This window comes from Clostridium yunnanense (assembly GCF_016595795.1).
GTDB classification, from domain to species: Bacteria; Bacillota; Clostridia; order Clostridiales; family Clostridiaceae; genus Clostridium_AR; species Clostridium_AR yunnanense.
Map to the genome: position 1 here is coordinate 25,376 of NZ_JAENHN010000009.1, position 16,550 is coordinate 41,925.

Here is a 16,550-nt window from a genome sequence, read left to right on the forward strand (position 1 = left end):
CTTCGTAATGAAATTTATTATTTTTAAATTTTCTCACCAGAAGCCGTGAGAGTTTTAAAAATAGATTGCTGTTCGAAGTGGTACATCTATATATAAAAAGCTGCATACCACTTTTCTGATAGATAAAGATGAACAATCTTTCTGACTAAATATTTCAAAACTCTGGGGGGTTAAACCAAGATGATTTGAAGATAAAATTTAAATAATATAATTGTTCATCTTTATATCTTACTAGTGCTTTATACAGCCTTATTTAATACATGAAATAAATTATTTCTTATTTATATTTGTATCTAGCTTTTGTTGGAAGTTGCTATTAGCCTTATCCATAAGAGCTTGAACATTTGCATCTTTATTAGTTAATACAGCCTGAATAACTGGGTATAATTCAGCATACATATCTTGAGTAAGATTTGGTTCTTCAGTATGAAGAGTTTTTGGTACATTACTGAAGTAATCCTTAAATAAGTTGTAGTTTATATTTTCATTAGCTTTTCTGATTTCTTCAACCTTATCTAGGTAATCTTTATTTGTCCAAACTTGGAATGATGGAATAACTGGAATATTATTTTTCTTACGATAATCTGCATCATCCTTAAGTCCTTTTTCTGTGTCAGCGTTAAGAACTGGTGCTTTACCCATTATCTCTATGAATTTAAGCGCTCCATCTACTTCTTCTTTTGAAGCTGTTGAAGAGAACATATAAGGAGTTCCTCCCATTAATGAGTATTGTCCGCCAGGACCTGCTGGGAATGGCACTAAAGCTAAATCGTCTTTACTTAACCCATAATCTTTAGTTGGAACATTTACACCATCTTGTGCTGCAAAGTACATTGCTGCATTGCTAGTACCTATTGCTTGCATACCTGATGTCCAATCTTGAAGAATTTCATCAGTCACCGCATTATATTTCCACTTTAAATCCTTTACATATTGCATTGCTGCTACTGCTTCTTTAGAATTCAAGTTAGATTTCCACTTTCCATTGTCTTCTACTTGAAGCTTTGCTCCAAATGCCCATGCTATATTTGAGAAATGCCATCCACCAGAATTGTCTTTTGATAGTAATACAATTCCTGCTTTTCCTGTCTTCTGCTTAATTGTTGCAGCTGTTTGAGCTAATTCGTCCATAGTCTTTGGATATTTAGGTATATCTCCATCCATTAATCCTGCTTGTTTGAATAGTTTTATGTTAACGTACAAACCTAATGCATATCCATCACGTGGAATTCCGTATGTCTTTCCATCTTTAGATAATAGATCTTTTATCTTTGGATCCATTGCATCTAACCACTTATTTGTTTTTAACTCATCAGTGATATCTGCTACATATTTGTTTGCTATCAACTTTTGTGGTTCTGTATACCAAGTTTCAAATACTGTTGGTAGTTGTCCACTTTCTGCTAAAGGAACAAAGCTTTCTACACTATATTTATAGTGTGCAGGTTCGATAGTTATCCAATTATATTTTTTCTCGCACTCTGCTTTGTACTTATTGAATAATGCAACTTGCTCTGCATCAGTATCCTCTGGCCACATACCAATCTTTACTGTAACCTTCTTGTGTCCATCAGCTGCAGCTGGCTTATCTTCTTGCTTATTACATGCTGTCAAAGATGTAACTGCTAAAATCGCAGATATAAGTATTAGTGCTAAACGTTTTCTCATAACATTACCTCCTTAAATATTTGCATCCCTCTTACAATTAAAAGTATACAAGATTCCCAAAAGTGAAAACAGGCTATAATCATGCTAAATAGTTTGTTAATCTGCACATATTTTACATACAACATTGAAAAGGTTACCATGTACATATATAATTTAAATTAATCTAGTTTCGTGGGGTGATTTGATGTCTGCAAAAACACGTATAATATTCCAATCAGTAGCAATTGTTATATTATCTATTATCTTAATAATGTTTATCGGATATAAAAAAATGCAAAATGTACTTCTTCAAAACCGTATTCAGTCTTATGTTGAAACGATGAAAATACAGTCACAAAATATAGATTACTTTAGAAAACTCATAGAAAACATTACCGACTATTCAATTAATTCTCCCCAGGTCACTGATTCACTTAAGGATACTTCATATAATTCTACTGTAACTAATAGCTTGTCTGATTTGAGATCTATAAATCTAGACATAATTGGTTCTACCATCTATTCCTCTAACGGCCTCAGGTACGAAAGCAATAGTAATTATAACTTTCCGTCCTTTGATTCATTTTCTAAAACAAAAGAATACAGTAATTTTATTAAGACTTCTAAAAGTTCAATGTGGATGCTGTGTTCAGATGATATTCCTAAATACAGATACACTAACTCAAAAAGTACTAATGTAGTATCATATATCTCTAAGATACATGATGTTTCTTCTTCCTTAGGATTAGTCATCGTAAATATAACTACAGGATCCTTCATGGATTACTTTTCATATGATGTATTTGATTCTAAGTTCTCTCTCTCGGTATATACTCCTGGAACTGAACCAATATATGAGTATGGTGACCAAGCCCTAGTGCCACCTAAAGAAGCAGAACTTATGAACATTCTTTCCTCCGGAAAGAACTACACCCTCAGTAAAGATAAGACAAAATTAATAATTATAGAAAACTTACTAGATAAAGATACCTATGTAGTAAAGACTATATCCCTAAATAATTTTTACAAGGAGACTGGCAAACTAAAAGCATCTTTTGTATTGATAGCTATTGTATTACTTATGACACTCATATTACTTTATAGTAGGTTTGTGAATAATATATTAAACCCAATAATATCTCTTCATGATAAGATGATCCAATATCATGATTAAAACGTATAATGAAAAAAACTCACTGCAAGGTCACGATATACTTACTTTATAATAGACAGTCAAAATAATAAAACTGTTTATATAAACAATACATATCAGCCTTTTTCAGTGAGTTTTTTGCAAATCTGCCTTTCCCTATGTATAAAGGGAATCTTACAGACTAGATTTTACTGTTTTTCCCTTCTTGCTACTCTTATGATAACAGTGGTCCCCTTATTAGGTTGGCTTAATATACTAATACCGTACTTACTCCCATATTCTAATTTTATTCTCTCATCTACATTCTTCAATCCGTAACCCCCAGATTTGCTTTTATCCAAGTTATCGAATTCGTCTAGCATTTTAGGATTAAACCCCTTACCGTTATCTATAACTTCGAAAATCAACATGTCATCATACTTCATTCCGTTAATTTCTATCCTGCCATTTTCTTTCTTACCTCTAACTCCATGCTTTAATGCATTTTCAACTATAGGTTGAATAGTAAGTTTAAGAATATATTCATCAAGAATATCGTCAGGGATGTTATATGAAATCTGAAGTTCATTCGGAAACCTCATCTGCTCTATAACAACGAAGCTTTGTATTAAACTTATCTCTTCACTTATTGTTATATATTTTTCTCCCTTATGCAAACTCATTCTAAAAAACCTAGAAAGAGCCATAGTGATTTTTTCAATATCCGGTTCTTTTTTTATTTTAGCCATCCAAACAATAGTATCTAAAGTATTATATAAAAAATGTGGATTTATCTGAGCTTGCATTGCAGCTAATTCTAATTCTCTTTGTTTTTCTTTTTCTTCATTATTTTTAACTATGAGCTCGTCTATTCTTTCTACCATATCCACATATGCTTTTTCTAGTTCAAAGAATTCATCATGTACCTTAGTTTCTTTAGCTATACCAATACTTTGTTTTCCTCCTTTAAACCCTTTCATAGCAGCTTGCAACCTTCTTAAAGGTTTTAATATATATGCAACGGTCAAAAACGAAAGCGCTATAGCAATCACTGCACTTACTGTTGATATAATCCACACGTTATAACTTATCTGTTTAGTTATCATATCAATATTTTCTTCTTTTATATAAGTAAGTATATACCAGTTAAACCCAATATCCTTAAGCTGCTTATCAAAGGAAGTATTGGCGACTACCATCTTTTCTCCTTTGAACTCTATATGATTCAATTTTTTATCTACGATAGAACTAAACTTATAATCATATATGGTTTCACCTATACTTTCACTATCCATCGAAGACATTATTTTTCCTTCACTGTTTACAATCATAGAAAAGCTATTATTAACAAGTAAATGATTATATATTTTAATGAGATTATTGGATTTAACATAAGTTACTAAATACCCATTTATTCTTCCAGTATCTAAATTTCTAAACTTGCGACCAATCATTATATACGCTTGTCCATTCTTATCTTTAACTACTCCGTCGCTATATGTTATTTTCCCCGAATCATCAATCTTATCTAGAAAATTTTTATCAGGTAATGATAACTTTTCATCTTCGGCCATCCTATAGCTCTTTCCTTCTTTTGTTATTATGACTACATCTGCAATATTATCATACTCTTTCATCTGAGATAGCAATTGCTCCTTTATACGCCTTTGCTTTTCTTCATAAGTTATCGAATCATCATTTATTATTTGATTATATACTTGTCTAGATAGAAGTCTCACTGAAGCCATATTTACGTCATTTATTACTAAGTCCATACTTTGACAAAGTTCACTTTGAGCAGAATATAGATATGCAGTTAAATCACTATATATTATCCTATTAGAGTAAAAATTCATTACTGCAGAAATTATTATAGTCACAACCATTAAAGTTATGGCTGTAATTCTAAAAAAACTATTATACAAGCTCCCTTTTTTTAAAATGAATTTCTTTTTTAACATTTTGACTCCTTACTAGAGTGTTTCTCTATACCTTTTAAATCCACATTGTGCAAAACGTTTACACAAAAAAATATAATAAAACTCTACTCATAATTATAGATATATATATATCTTCGTATTGAAGCATTACATCTTATCTATATTATATGTTTAATGTAATATGCTGTAAATATATATAAAAGTCGCTGAAGTGAACTTTTTTGTGCACCTGCCTTTTCTGAAGCTATGTGAAGAAACTCTGAATTCCTAAAGAATAAAAAAACACCTACCTAGGTGTTTTTTGTTCCTTCATCATTTAAAAACTCTAATTTTTTCATCCATTGGCATAAAATCTTTTTCTGATGGAAGTTGCAGTGGTTTTCCAAAGGGCATCTGTGCTATTAGTTCCCATTCATCAGGTATATTCCAATTTTTTTTAACTTCATCATCAATTAAAGGATTATAATGTTGAAGGGAAGCTCCTAGTCCTTCTATTTCTAATGAAGTCCAAATTATATACTGAAGAATACCTGAAGACTGCTCAGACCAGATAGGAAAATTATCTTTATATAGTGGAAACTGATCTTGTAATCCCTTTACGACGGTCTGATCTTCAAAATAAAGTATAGTTCCATGTCCTTTACTAAAGGAATCTATCTTTTCTTCTGTTTGTGCAAAGCTTCCTTCAGGAACTATATTTCTCAAGGATTCCTTAGTAATCTCCCATAACTTCATATGATGTTTACCCAATAACAATACTACTCTACAACTTTGTGAATTAAAAGAAGTCGGAGCACATTTAACTGCTTCCTCCACCATATGTGCAATTCTTTCATCTGGTATAGTAGATTCATTACTAATTGTATAGATTGATCTTCTGCTCTTAATAGCAGTGTAAAAATCAATAATCATCTTTTGCCTCCTATTTTCAATTGCTTATTAAAGATTATTTTAACAACTTATTATGAATGTATTTTTAACCTTCATAGGAGGCTTTATGTATCCTATAATAAACCTTGTATCTTATTCCATATATCTATATTATTCTTTTTTAAATTAATTATCTTAAAGTCTTTATTAACAAATGCATGAACTGTCTTTCCTTTAGCTAATATAACCTTATCAACATCTCTTATTACTTCATAAGTAAATATAACCTTAGCACCATTAAGTTCTTCTACCGAAGTTTTAATTGTGACTTCATCTTCATACTTAGCTCCAACAATATATCTGCAGCTGCTTTCTACTAAAGGCATCATTATACCTTTACTCTCCATATCACTATAGCTAACTCCTGATTCCTTTATGAACTCTGTTCTTCCAACTTCAAACCATGCATAATAGTTTGAATGGTGAACTATTCCCATTTGATCAGTTTCAACATATCTTACCTTAATTTTCGTTTCACTTATATTCATATATGTCTCCCATAATTAAATTTACACTTTTAAAGTTATTCCTCTTTATTATATGAATGTACCACTTCGTAATAAAACTTATTACGAAGTGGTACATCTTTAACTACACAAAAAATAGATTTATAACCATGCCTTTAATCTATCATAATGCTTTTTTGCATCTTCATAACCTAAATCATAAAGTCTATACAACTTTTCCGGTCTTTTTTCCAATCTATCAACTTGAAGATCCTCACTTGGTCTTAATATGAATACATTTCCTTCCTTCTCCATATCACCAGCTAAGTCTAACGTCTTATTATAAACATCATGTCTACTTACCATAGCCTTTGATAACCCCTTGTATTTAGAATACACTCTATCTACAACCCACTTTCTCTTGAAAGCTTCTTTTCTATATCCATCAGGCCTAGTTAGTATTACCACATGCTTTTTATTACCATCATTGATAGATTTCTTTAATGGTATTGGATCAGATATTCCTCCATCTAATAGATTATACTCGTTGTATTTAACCACCGGCGCAACAAAAGGAAGGCTGCTAGAAGCACGTATAATTTTTAGAATTTCATCATTGTCTTTAAAACATTGATTCTTTTCCACATAAAAAGGCTCACCAGTTATACAATCCGTCGCTCCGATTACAAATTTTTGTTCTGAATTAAAAAAGGCCTCATAGTCAAAAGGATCTAATTCATTTGGTATTTTGTTATATACAAAATCTATTCCAAACAAACTTTTTTCTTTTAGTAGATTTCTATAACTTAAATATCTATGGTCTTTTACGTATCCTATATTAATTCTTTTGTTTCTCTCAAACTGTTTAGAAATATATGATGCTGCATTACATGCACCTGCTGAAACCCCTATTATGTATGGAAAGTGTAAAGACTTTTCCAGGAAGAAATCTAATATACCAGCTGTATAAACTCCCCTTAAGCCTCCTCCTTCAAGTACCAATCCTATATCTTTCATCATATCACCTTCTAATTTTTCTATTTACTTTATTATACTAAATTGTTTCAATTTATAATAGTAAAAATACTTAAGTAACCATTTATTAACATAAAGCATATATTAGTAAATGTAGAGCTCATATACATAAATAATATATAAGAAAGGATATACAATGATCAGTGATAGAGAATATATTATTCACTCTTTAGAATTTAACCTTTTCTTTTTAAGGATAGCAAGAGAACATACCATCTTCGTATCAGCTTCACTTCCCCTAAAAAATTTAAGCACCATGAGGCAAGCTAACGTGTTCAAAAAAGCATATGAGGATCTTCTTTCAAGAGTAATTTTACTTAGCTCAAGTGAACAAGTTGGCAATAGATTGATAAACTCTGGGGAATTTATTACAGAGTTTACCCTTGAGGCCGAAAAAATAACATCTCAGCTAACTGGGATCCCTATTGAGACAAATATTACTAAACAGGAAATTAATATCTTTGGTTCTGTTCTACCTAAGTCAAGACAAGACAATATATTGGCTCAGATATCTGCCGTCAATGATGAAGCTATACGCCTTACAACAAGTGTAATAGCCTTCCAGACAAAATTGTTAAATGACATCCTAAGCTGTAAAGCTTTTAGCTATACTTATCCTCTAATGTTAGACCATGTTACAAGAGAAGCTCAATTCGCAGTTATGACTTTAAGAAAGCTGCAGATGAAAGATACAATAGACACACTTAATGAAATAATAAATTTTGAAATTAATTGGACCAGACTTATGGATGAACATTCCAAGTTCATAAGAGGTTATTTAGATCCTTCAGAAACAGCTTTATTTGAAACAGCCGATGGATTTGCAAATGATTTAGATAAATTACTTGCTTCAACCTTAGCACTTGAAGATAGTCCAGAAGATTTAGCTAGAGTTACTAGAGAAACTATAAATCAAGTTACAAAGCTAAGAGACTTTAAAAAGCAAGGAACTGCTGGTATACTTGCTTGCAAAATCAAGTCTATTATTCCACCTTTACTATCAGACCATGTACTTCGAGAAGCTAATTACTATCTAAAGCTTTTAAAGACTTTTAAACAGTAAAATAAACAATCTTAGAAACCTATATTTTATTATACAAAAAGCTTAGACTAATTATTTTCCATTAGTCTAAGCTTTATTTAAACTCTATTAGAGCCTTACATTACATACACTTTAGCATCTTTAACATTATATATTCTAATAAATACTTAATGTTAGTTAAACTTAGGCACTTCATAATAGAACATTGAATTATTCATTTTACTTATTATTGTTTTCATTATCTGTGATTGCTTATATGCCCAACCTATATCTGTAGCGTACTGATGAGCATATAAAGTATTAGGTGACTTATATATACTAGCTATATCCCATCTCATTTTATAGAGCGTATCTTGCTTATAGGTTGTACTGTTTATATAACTTTGAGATATAAACTTTGCACCACCAATGATTGCTTTATCAACCGTTGACCAACCCTGTTTATAAGCATTTTCTGAACCCCATAAGTCAGGATTTGAATCATAAGCTGCAACCCCATAAACATTATATACTTTAACTGGCACTGCTATAGGTATAAGCTTAGATTTGTCATCACCAAATATCTCATGTACTGCACTAACTGTTATCCCTGTAGCTAAAGCTGAAGTACCATTGCCAGTTTCTAATAGTGAATGAGCAACCAAGTATACCGGGTTGATGTTATAAGTCTTTCCCGCTTCAATAAAGGCTGCACCTTTACCTTGAAGAACACCTTTGCCAACTAATACATTGTTTAAGTCTTCTACAGTTATACCTTCAACATAATTAAGCTTTAAAAATTGATATATGCCATAATCATTAATAAAGTTATTTGGGTTTGCATAGTATGTTACCTGATCTTTTGTAGCATTTATCCAATTACCATTACTCCAAGCTTGCGGCTTAGTGTAAAGCGCCATTTGACTATCGACAAAACTTTCTAAGCCTAGTTTTGTATCTACATAACTTACTACCCCATATCTTAATATCTCAAAGTCAATCTCTTTATAATTATCTAAACTTCTTGATGAAGTAGTATCTTTTATATCAACTTTTATCTTATACTTTCCTTCTTTTATTGGAACCCAATTATAGCTATTATTATTAGAATAATCTCTAACTAAAGTCCACTGAATCCCATCGTTAATCCAATATCTATATAATATTGTACTTCCTCCTACTACTTTAGTAGTAGCAGTTATTGTGTTACCAAGTCTTCTTGGTGAAGCTAGATTTGTTGATAGATCGTCAATCTGAGGTATACTAGCCACTATAAAAGTCTTTTCCATATAGTTGTCATAGTAACTTGTAGATCCTTGATTTTTAACTTCTACTCTTATCTTATAGGTACCTTCTGTCATCGGCGTCCATATGAATTTACTACTATTAGAGTAATCATTTAAAGTAGACCACCCAGTGCCTTTATCTACCATAAACTTGTATAATATATTGGTTGTCCCACCACCCACTGCACTAATTGTAATTGGGGCATTAATTAAAGCAGGTGAGACCTTATCGAATGTAACACTACTTATTGTAGCTATTGGATTTTTAACTTCGTAACTTGTTTCAATATATGTATCTGGATTTCTTAAGGAATTAGCCTGTTTTATATCTACTCTCACCTTATATTTACCGATATTAGTAGGATTCCAATTGTACGTCATATCATAAGTATAATCTCTAAGTACACTCCATACTTGTCCATTGTATATCGAATACTTATAGAGAACCCCATTAGCTAGATTTATGTTAGTAGTAAACTTTACTGTTGTCCCTATATTACTAGGTGAGCTAACATTAGTAGTAATGCTCTGAGCTTTTACCGTGCTGTAAACCTGGTAATTTATTTGTTTATATACTGTAGCAACAGATTTATTATATCTGTCCTTTACTTCAACTTTTATCTTAGAAGTAGAAGCTCTATATGGAACCCACTGAGTATTTGCTCTCGAAGTATAATCTTGAAGAGTATACCACTTTGCTCCATCATAAATAGAAAACTTATAAAGTAGATTTATAGAACCAATAGCACTAGCACTTATGTTCACAGTCTCTCCTACTTTTGCAGTTTGTCTATCCGTACTCAAGCCTTTAATTTGAATAGTTGCAGCTTGAGCTTTGACACTGTTCAAAACCATGATTGTCATAACCATCACTAATAAAACATATATCTTCCTCTTAAGCTTCAGAACTATCACCCCTAATTTTTTATTTAAAGCATATAGTAAAAACGTTTTAAGAAACGTTTTATGTAGAGTTATATACCTTTACTCATACTATCGTTAAACACTAATTGTATCTGAAGCTTATTTTGTTAATACTCGTTGGTATACTAATGGTCTAATAAACACATTCTACCTAATAATTATATCTGTGGACAGTTATGCGAACAAACGTAAGACATAATATAAGTTAAAGAATAAAGAAAGAAAGAAAAATATGTCGCCTGTAAGATTCTTCACTACGTTCAAAAAAGGCAGATGCGCAAAAAAATCACTGAAGAAAGTGGCTTCAGCGATTTTTTACACATAATTTATTCTAACTTTCCTAAACTAAAAGGAAAATTTATTTTCTCTTTTAAAGATAGTTTTAAACTTTACTAAGTTTATATAACAGCTTTAATAACACCGTACTCTAAACTTAAAACTTAAAACTTAAGATATTTAAGAGGATTTACCCCATCTCTTGCCTTAAGAAGATCGCCTTTTACTGCCATCATATAAAATCCTACAGTAAATATGATTACAAATGGTCCCATTAAGTTGCTTATGAATACTGCTATGAGAAGAGTATGAGTAGCATAATTATAAACATTCATGAATGGAATATTAATATGCTTAAATTTATTGTATGCGAAAAATATTCCGCTAAGAAATAATGCTGCTACAGCAACTCCTATAGTTGCATAGAGAATAATTCCAATTATAGTAGGTATCTCTAGAGTTTTGTAGTATAGTACAAATACATCAAAGTTACCATAAATAACTGATTTGATGCCTTTCATTATTACAAAAAATATTAGTCCTACAAGTGAAACAATTAAATCAAATCTTAATAATTTTCCAAAGGATTCACCTTTAAGAGTGTGGTATAAATGAGGTTTAAATAGACTTATTTTTAATTCATTTAGAAGATTCAAGATCAAAACCCCTTTCAGATTTATTAGTATATTTATATGTACATAGGTGGTTACAAGTATGTAACCACCTATATTTTATATTATATACTATATTGTCTTTTTATTATACAGTTGCATTTTCTGCGTTATAAGATTTTTCTTCTTCAAGGTACTGTTTATCAACAGTTCTGATGAATGGATAGTAGATTCCAAACGCTACTAATAATTCAACTATTTGTAGTAATGCACCTTTAACGCCAGCTATAAGGAATCCACCAAATACTGCAGGTGTTGTCCAAGGAATTATAACTCCTGAAGGTCTTGGAACTAATCCAGTAGAGATTGCTATATAGCAAACTACTGCAAGAACGATTGGAGTGATGATGAATGGTATCATCATTATTGGGTTAAGAACTATTGGAAGACCAAATGTTATAGGTTCATTGATATTGAATAAACCAGGAAGTATAGCTAGTCTACCAAGTTTCTTACATTGTTCTGATTTACAAAGGAATACCATTGTTAAGCATAATGCTAATGTAGCACCAGATCCACCTAATTGTAAGTATATTTCTTGGAATTGTTGAGTAATAACGTGTGGTAATTCTGCACCAGCCTTGAATGCTGTTAAGTTATCACCTGATAATGAAATCCATATTGGTGACATAACTGAACCAACAACGTTAGCACCATGAATACCAAATACCCAGAATAATCCTATGAATAGGTTAGCAATGATTGTTGCACCTAAACTATCTCCTAATGAAGTCAATGGAGCTTGAAGTACCTTGTAGATGAAGCCATGTACTGTTTCGTATGATGTGAAAGTGAATAGAAGTCTTACAACATCAAAGCAAGCTATTACTACAAATGCAGGGATAAGTGCTGAGAAGGCTTTAGATACAGTTGGAGGAACTCCTTCTGGCATCTTGATAACCCATCCTCTAACGTTTACAAATCTTATTATTTCAGTAGTGAATATCGCTGTAAACATACCAACGAATAATCCTTTTGAACCTAACCAGTCCATTGGTATAACTCCAGTTATATCATAAATAACTTTTGAATCCGCAGGAGTAAATTTTGTAGCAAATGGTGTAAGTATAAAGAATGCTACAAGTGCTATTGCACCACTGCTAATTCCTTCTAGTTCATAGTGAAGTGATAAGCTGTTTGCTATACCATATACTACGAAGATTGTCATTATTGACATTGTTGCATCAAAAGGAATTGTAAAGAATGATTTCCAGTTAGCTCCGAAGATGCTAGCCATAAAGTCTAAAAATCCTTGAATTGGGAAATTTGCCACTAAAAGTGACATCGCACCGATGATTAGTAATGGCATTGCAAGCATGAAACCATCACGAATTGCTATTAAGTATCTGTTAGCAGAAATCTTAGCAGCTACGGGCATTAACTTTTCTTCTAATAAGTCCATAGGTTTTGACATAATTTTTATCTCCTTTCAAATTTAAAAATATATAATGAAAAAAATTTCAAGCTATTTAATAATTATTTCTTTATAAGTGCTATTGCTTTTTCTAGAACCTTTTGACCATTCATCATACCATAGTCTTGAGGAGCTATTACATCTATTGGAACATTATGCTCATCGCATATTTTCTTAGCTCTTGCAAGAGCAAATCTTATTTGAGGTCCTAACAATACTACATCAGCTTCTGGAACATATTTAGCCATCTGAGCTTCAGAGTAAGCATTTATCTTAGCCTCTATGCCTTTAGCCTTTGCTGCTGCCTCCATTTTAGTAACTAATAAACTTGTTGACATACCTGCTGAACAAAATAAAACGATATTATACATAATAAATTCCTCCTAATAAATTAAGTTTTTTATTTCAACCGAATGTTTAATTTTTATATATCTTTTTCTCTCTAAAACAAACCCTTATTTATTTTATGTTCTTAAGCTTTTGCTGCTTGGTCAAGTAATGGTTGCATTTGTCTTCTTAACTCAATGATTTGAAGTATAAGATTTTTTTCTGTTATAGCAGTCATTAAATGATCTTGACTGTGAACAAACAATGCTGTTATTTCAATCTTTTCTCCTTGAGCTTCTTTGTGTAAAAGTGAAGTTTGTGAATCATGAGCGCGTCCTATTGCTTCGTCTGCAAGTTCTATCGAGGAAGAGGCTCCTTGAAAATCTCCACTATTTGCTTTCTCTAGTGCTTCATGAGCGTAAGCTCTAGCATCACCAGCGTTGATGATAATACCCATTATAATTTCTTCCATATTCATCGTCCTGTCCCCCTTTAGGTGAGTAAGTTGTTTTATTTTTTTCTTATGCCATATACTATAGCAAGACTCGTGCCAAAACTCTAAAAACACCTAGACAAAAGGATTTCAGTAAATGTTTACATTGTGTTTTGATGAAAATCATTAGTGTTTCGTATAAAAAACAGTAGTGTTTCGATAATAAATATAGTGTTTTTTTTTATTAAAATAGTGTTTTTTAAAAAATACACTAATAAAATTAATTGTATTTACTTTTGTTGTGAAAATGTTTTAATATATACTTAATTACTATTATGTATATAATTGAGATTATATGTAGGAGGGAGATGAAATATGAAGAGAATAGATTTAATTTATAATAAACTTTTAGAACTTTCCCGTCCCGCTGGTGTAAGCGCTTCAGAGCTGTCAGAGATTTTAAGTATATCTAGAGCGAATGTTAGCTTCGATTTAAATAGATTGTGGGAAGAAGGTAAAGTTAGCAAATCAAGCGGAAGGCCCGTTAAATACTCTATTTCTTCAAAAGGCCAGAATCACTCTAATAATGAAACTTCTTTAGATAGGCTATTAAGAAAAAATGAAAGTTTAGCTGAGCCTATAGAAGGTGCTAAGGCAGCCATATTATATCCACCAAAAGGCATGCACTGTTTAATCTTAGGTGAAACTGGTGTAGGAAAGTCAATGTTTGCAGACTACATGCATGAGTATGCCACAGAAATGGGTGTTAAGAAGAAAGATTCTCCTTTTATAATCTTCAATTGCGCAGATTATACTAATAATCCACAATTATTAAATGCTCAGCTGTTTGGAGTTAAAAAAGGAGCCTATACCGGAGCTGAAAGTGATAAAGAAGGCTTGATCGAAAAAGCAAATGGAGGGATATTATTTTTAGACGAAGTTCATAGATTACCTCCTGAAGGTCAGGAAGCTTTTTTCACCTTCATGGACAAAGGAGTTTTTAGAAGGATAGGTGAATCTGATACTAGGACAGCAGATGTGTTAATAATATCTGCAACAACTGAAGATCCATCCTCAGTACTTTTAAAGACTTTTACTAGAAGAATTCCAATGACAATAAAACTACCTGCACTTAGAGATAGATCAGCGAAAGAAAGACTTCAGTTAATAAGAGATTTTTTCGATGCTGAGAGAATAAGGCTAGATAGAGAAATTGCAGCTTCTTTAAACACCATGAGAGCCTTGTTATCTTATGATTGCCCAAATAACGTTGGACAATTAAAAGCTGACATACAACTTTTATGTGCAAAAGCATACTCTGACTTCTTAACTGGCAAAAAAGGAGAGGTCAAGATAACAAGTACTGATCTTCCCCCTCATATAAAAGAAGGCTTATATAATGAAAAAGGAAATAGAATTCTATGGAATGAAACACTAGGAGAAAAAATTAACTTTTTCAAATTCTCAAAAGGTGAAGATGATATTGTAAAGCAACATGAAGAAGGAAGCATTTATGATATTATAGATAGAAAAGTACAAGAACTAAGACTAAAAGGCGTTTCAAATTTTGATATAGAAACCATACTGGAAAATGATATAACAAAATACTTTAGGATGTATATAAGAGGAGCAGAAAATGCAATAAGCAGAAAAAATCTTATAAACATTTTAGGTGAAGATACGCTTTTACTTATCGATAAGATGTTCTATTATGCAACAACAACTTTAGGAAGAAACTTTGATTCAAATACTTTTTCTGCTTTAGCGCTACATGTTAACACTCTAATAGAAAGATTAAATAATAACAAAACAATAATAAACCCACAGCTTAATTGGATAATAAAACAGTATCCTAAAGAATTTCAGGTTGCTAAGGAATGTGTCAAGATTCTAGAAGACCATCTTAAAATCAACGTACCTGAGGATGAGGCTGGATTTATTACATTATTCTGGGTGTTAGAGAAGGAAAATAGAGAAAAAGATAAGGTCAAAGTAATCTTAATAGCTCATGGAGAAAGTACTGCAACTTCTATGGCAGATGTAGCTAATAAACTTTTAGGTGAAGATTATGTAGTTGCTATTAACGCTCCTATAGAAGTAAGTCCATTAGAAGTTTTAGGTGCCTTAAGAGCATATGTAAAGAATGATATGAATCCAATGGGATATCTGATTTTAGTAGATATGGGTTCTTTAACTACTTTTGGTGAGACTATAGAAAAAGAGTATGGAATGCCAGTTAGAGTTGTGGCCTTAGTATCAACCTTGCATGTATTAGAAGCTACTAGAAAGGCTAGACTCGGCATAGGCTTAGAAGAGATATATAAAGATGTAATCTCAATCAACTCCTATATGTTCGAACACAATTATGATAGACCTACAAAGGAACATACTAAAAAACTTGCAATAGTAACAGCATGTCTTACAGGAGAAGGCACAGCTATAGCTATGAAGAGCTTCTTATCTCATAACTTGAGGTATGATAAGGACCTATTAGAAATAATTCCTTTAAACTTGGTAGATAAACATTTAATAAAATCTAGATTAAAAGAAATTGAAGAGGAAAAAGAAATTATATTTGTAGTATCATCTTTCCCTATTGATTCAGACGTAAAACAATTTAATATTCAAGACGTAATTAGTCTTAGGGTTATAAATGAATTGCAGGAAAAAGTAGATATAAAAACAACCCTTATAAAGATGGAAGATGTTATATCTGAAAATATACAGGGTGTGGATGGCAAGTCACTTTATAGAGATATATTAGATACATTAAATAAAGCGAAATCTCTACTTAGAATTGAACTTGCAGAGTCTACTCTTCCAGGCATAATTCTTCATATAGCATTTATGGTGAATAGAATAACGAATGGTCAGAGTCCAAGTGAATATAATGAAAAAGAAGCCTTTATTGAAAATAACTTAGATATTTACAACTCAGTAAAAAAAGCATTGGAACATCTAGAAAGTAAATATTTAATAGAAGTTTCACAAGATGAAATATGTTATATAATGAACTTTTTTAGATAAAGATAAAATACTTCAAAATTAAATTTAAGACCTAAATCATT

13 protein-coding genes are annotated in these 16,550 nt (G+C 31.5%); 3 read left to right on the forward strand and 10 right to left on the reverse strand.

The features are described from left to right. Positions 1–270: 270 nt before the first annotated feature. Positions 271–1,668 carry an ABC transporter substrate-binding protein gene (locus tag JHL18_RS03135; protein WP_200266180.1) on the reverse strand — a complete coding sequence of 466 codons (1,398 nt, stop codon included), beginning with the start codon at positions 1,666–1,668 and terminating at the stop codon, positions 271–273. A gap of 184 nt (positions 1,669–1,852) precedes the next feature. Here JHL18_RS03135 and JHL18_RS03140 point away from each other — a divergent pair, with 184 nt between their 5' ends. After that, positions 1,853–2,821 (forward strand): hypothetical protein, encoded by a 969-nt coding sequence (locus tag JHL18_RS03140; RefSeq protein ID WP_200266181.1) that lies wholly within the window; start codon positions 1,853–1,855, stop codon positions 2,819–2,821. 167 nt (positions 2,822–2,988) lie between these two features. Here the strand turns inward: JHL18_RS03140 and JHL18_RS03145 are convergent, their stop codons facing one another. The 4 genes from JHL18_RS03145 to JHL18_RS03160 all read right to left on the reverse strand — a co-directional run bounded on the left by JHL18_RS03145 (position 2,989) and on the right by JHL18_RS03160 (position 7,112). Continuing rightward, positions 2,989–4,740 carry a sensor histidine kinase gene (locus tag JHL18_RS03145; protein ID WP_200266182.1) on the reverse strand — a complete coding sequence of 584 codons (1,752 nt, stop codon included), beginning with the start codon at positions 4,738–4,740 and terminating at the stop codon, positions 2,989–2,991. Between the two features lie 291 nt (positions 4,741–5,031). After that, the gene (locus JHL18_RS03150) at positions 5,032–5,631 is read right to left on the reverse strand and encodes a nitroreductase family protein (RefSeq protein WP_200266183.1); all 600 of its coding nucleotides are present in this window, start codon (positions 5,629–5,631) and stop codon (positions 5,032–5,034) included. 92 nt (positions 5,632–5,723) lie between these two features. Further along, positions 5,724–6,137, reverse strand: coding sequence for an acyl-CoA thioesterase (locus tag JHL18_RS03155; protein WP_200266184.1), 414 nt, complete (start codon positions 6,135–6,137; stop codon positions 5,724–5,726). 120 nt (positions 6,138–6,257) lie between these two features. Continuing rightward, positions 6,258–7,112 carry a patatin-like phospholipase family protein gene (locus tag JHL18_RS03160; protein WP_200266221.1) on the reverse strand — a complete coding sequence of 285 codons (855 nt, stop codon included), beginning with the start codon at positions 7,110–7,112 and terminating at the stop codon, positions 6,258–6,260. 154 nt (positions 7,113–7,266) lie between these two features. Here JHL18_RS03160 and JHL18_RS03165 point away from each other — a divergent pair, with 154 nt between their 5' ends. Beyond that, positions 7,267–8,193 (forward strand): DUF2935 domain-containing protein, encoded by a 927-nt coding sequence (locus JHL18_RS03165; protein WP_200266185.1) that lies wholly within the window; start codon positions 7,267–7,269, stop codon positions 8,191–8,193. A 152-nt stretch (positions 8,194–8,345) separates the two neighbouring features. Here the strand turns inward: JHL18_RS03165 and JHL18_RS03170 are convergent, their stop codons facing one another. The 5 genes from JHL18_RS03170 to JHL18_RS03190 all read right to left on the reverse strand — a co-directional run bounded on the left by JHL18_RS03170 (position 8,346) and on the right by JHL18_RS03190 (position 13,527). Then, positions 8,346–10,307 carry a triple tyrosine motif-containing protein gene (locus tag JHL18_RS03170; protein ID WP_207752953.1) on the reverse strand — a complete coding sequence of 654 codons (1,962 nt, stop codon included), beginning with the start codon at positions 10,305–10,307 and terminating at the stop codon, positions 8,346–8,348. A gap of 494 nt (positions 10,308–10,801) precedes the next feature. After that, positions 10,802–11,293, reverse strand: a complete 492-nt coding sequence (locus JHL18_RS03175) for a hypothetical protein (protein ID WP_200266187.1) — start codon at positions 11,291–11,293, stop codon at positions 10,802–10,804. A 103-nt stretch (positions 11,294–11,396) separates the two neighbouring features. Beyond that, the gene (gene celB / locus JHL18_RS03180) at positions 11,397–12,722 is read right to left on the reverse strand and encodes a PTS cellobiose transporter subunit IIC (protein ID WP_243277770.1); all 1,326 of its coding nucleotides are present in this window, start codon (positions 12,720–12,722) and stop codon (positions 11,397–11,399) included. Between the two features lie 62 nt (positions 12,723–12,784). Then, the gene (locus tag JHL18_RS03185) at positions 12,785–13,093 is read right to left on the reverse strand and encodes a PTS sugar transporter subunit IIB (protein WP_183279966.1); all 309 of its coding nucleotides are present in this window, start codon (positions 13,091–13,093) and stop codon (positions 12,785–12,787) included. Between the two features lie 101 nt (positions 13,094–13,194). Continuing rightward, the gene (locus JHL18_RS03190) at positions 13,195–13,527 is read right to left on the reverse strand and encodes a PTS lactose/cellobiose transporter subunit IIA (RefSeq protein ID WP_420839206.1); all 333 of its coding nucleotides are present in this window, start codon (positions 13,525–13,527) and stop codon (positions 13,195–13,197) included. A gap of 330 nt (positions 13,528–13,857) precedes the next feature. Between JHL18_RS03190 and JHL18_RS03195 the strand changes: the two genes are divergently transcribed. Then, entirely contained in the window at positions 13,858–16,509 is a 2,652-nt protein-coding gene (locus tag JHL18_RS03195; RefSeq protein WP_200266188.1) for a sigma-54-dependent transcriptional regulator, read from the forward strand. The last annotated feature ends 41 nt before the right edge of the window (positions 16,510–16,550 follow it).

Bases quoted from the DNA above. Each gene is read 5' to 3' on its own strand.
- JHL18_RS03135 (WP_200266180.1), bottom strand. From the start codon at position 1,668: ATGAGAAAACGTTTAGCACTAATACTTATATCTGCGATTTTAGCAGTT.
- JHL18_RS03160 (WP_200266221.1), bottom strand. From the start codon at position 7,112: ATGAAAGATATAGGATTGGTACTTGAAGGAGGAGGCTTAAGGGGAGTT.
- JHL18_RS03190 (WP_420839206.1), bottom strand. From the start codon at position 13,527: ATGAATATGGAAGAAATTATAATGGGTATTATCATCAACGCTGGTGAT.
- JHL18_RS03185 (WP_183279966.1), bottom strand. From the start codon at position 13,093: ATGTATAATATCGTTTTATTTTGTTCAGCAGGTATGTCAACAAGTTTA.
- JHL18_RS03150 (WP_200266183.1), bottom strand. From the start codon at position 5,631: ATGATTATTGATTTTTACACTGCTATTAAGAGCAGAAGATCAATCTAT.
- JHL18_RS03140 (WP_200266181.1), top strand. From the start codon at position 1,853: ATGTCTGCAAAAACACGTATAATATTCCAATCAGTAGCAATTGTTATA.
- JHL18_RS03170 (WP_207752953.1), bottom strand. From the start codon at position 10,307: ATGGTTATGACAATCATGGTTTTGAACAGTGTCAAAGCTCAAGCTGCA.
- JHL18_RS03195 (WP_200266188.1), top strand. From the start codon at position 13,858: ATGAAGAGAATAGATTTAATTTATAATAAACTTTTAGAACTTTCCCGT.
- JHL18_RS03145 (WP_200266182.1), bottom strand. From the start codon at position 4,740: ATGTTAAAAAAGAAATTCATTTTAAAAAAAGGGAGCTTGTATAATAGT.
- celB (WP_243277770.1), bottom strand. From the start codon at position 12,722: ATGTCAAAACCTATGGACTTATTAGAAGAAAAGTTAATGCCCGTAGCT.
- JHL18_RS03155 (WP_200266184.1), bottom strand. From the start codon at position 6,137: ATGAATATAAGTGAAACGAAAATTAAGGTAAGATATGTTGAAACTGAT.
- JHL18_RS03165 (WP_200266185.1), top strand. From the start codon at position 7,267: ATGATCAGTGATAGAGAATATATTATTCACTCTTTAGAATTTAACCTT.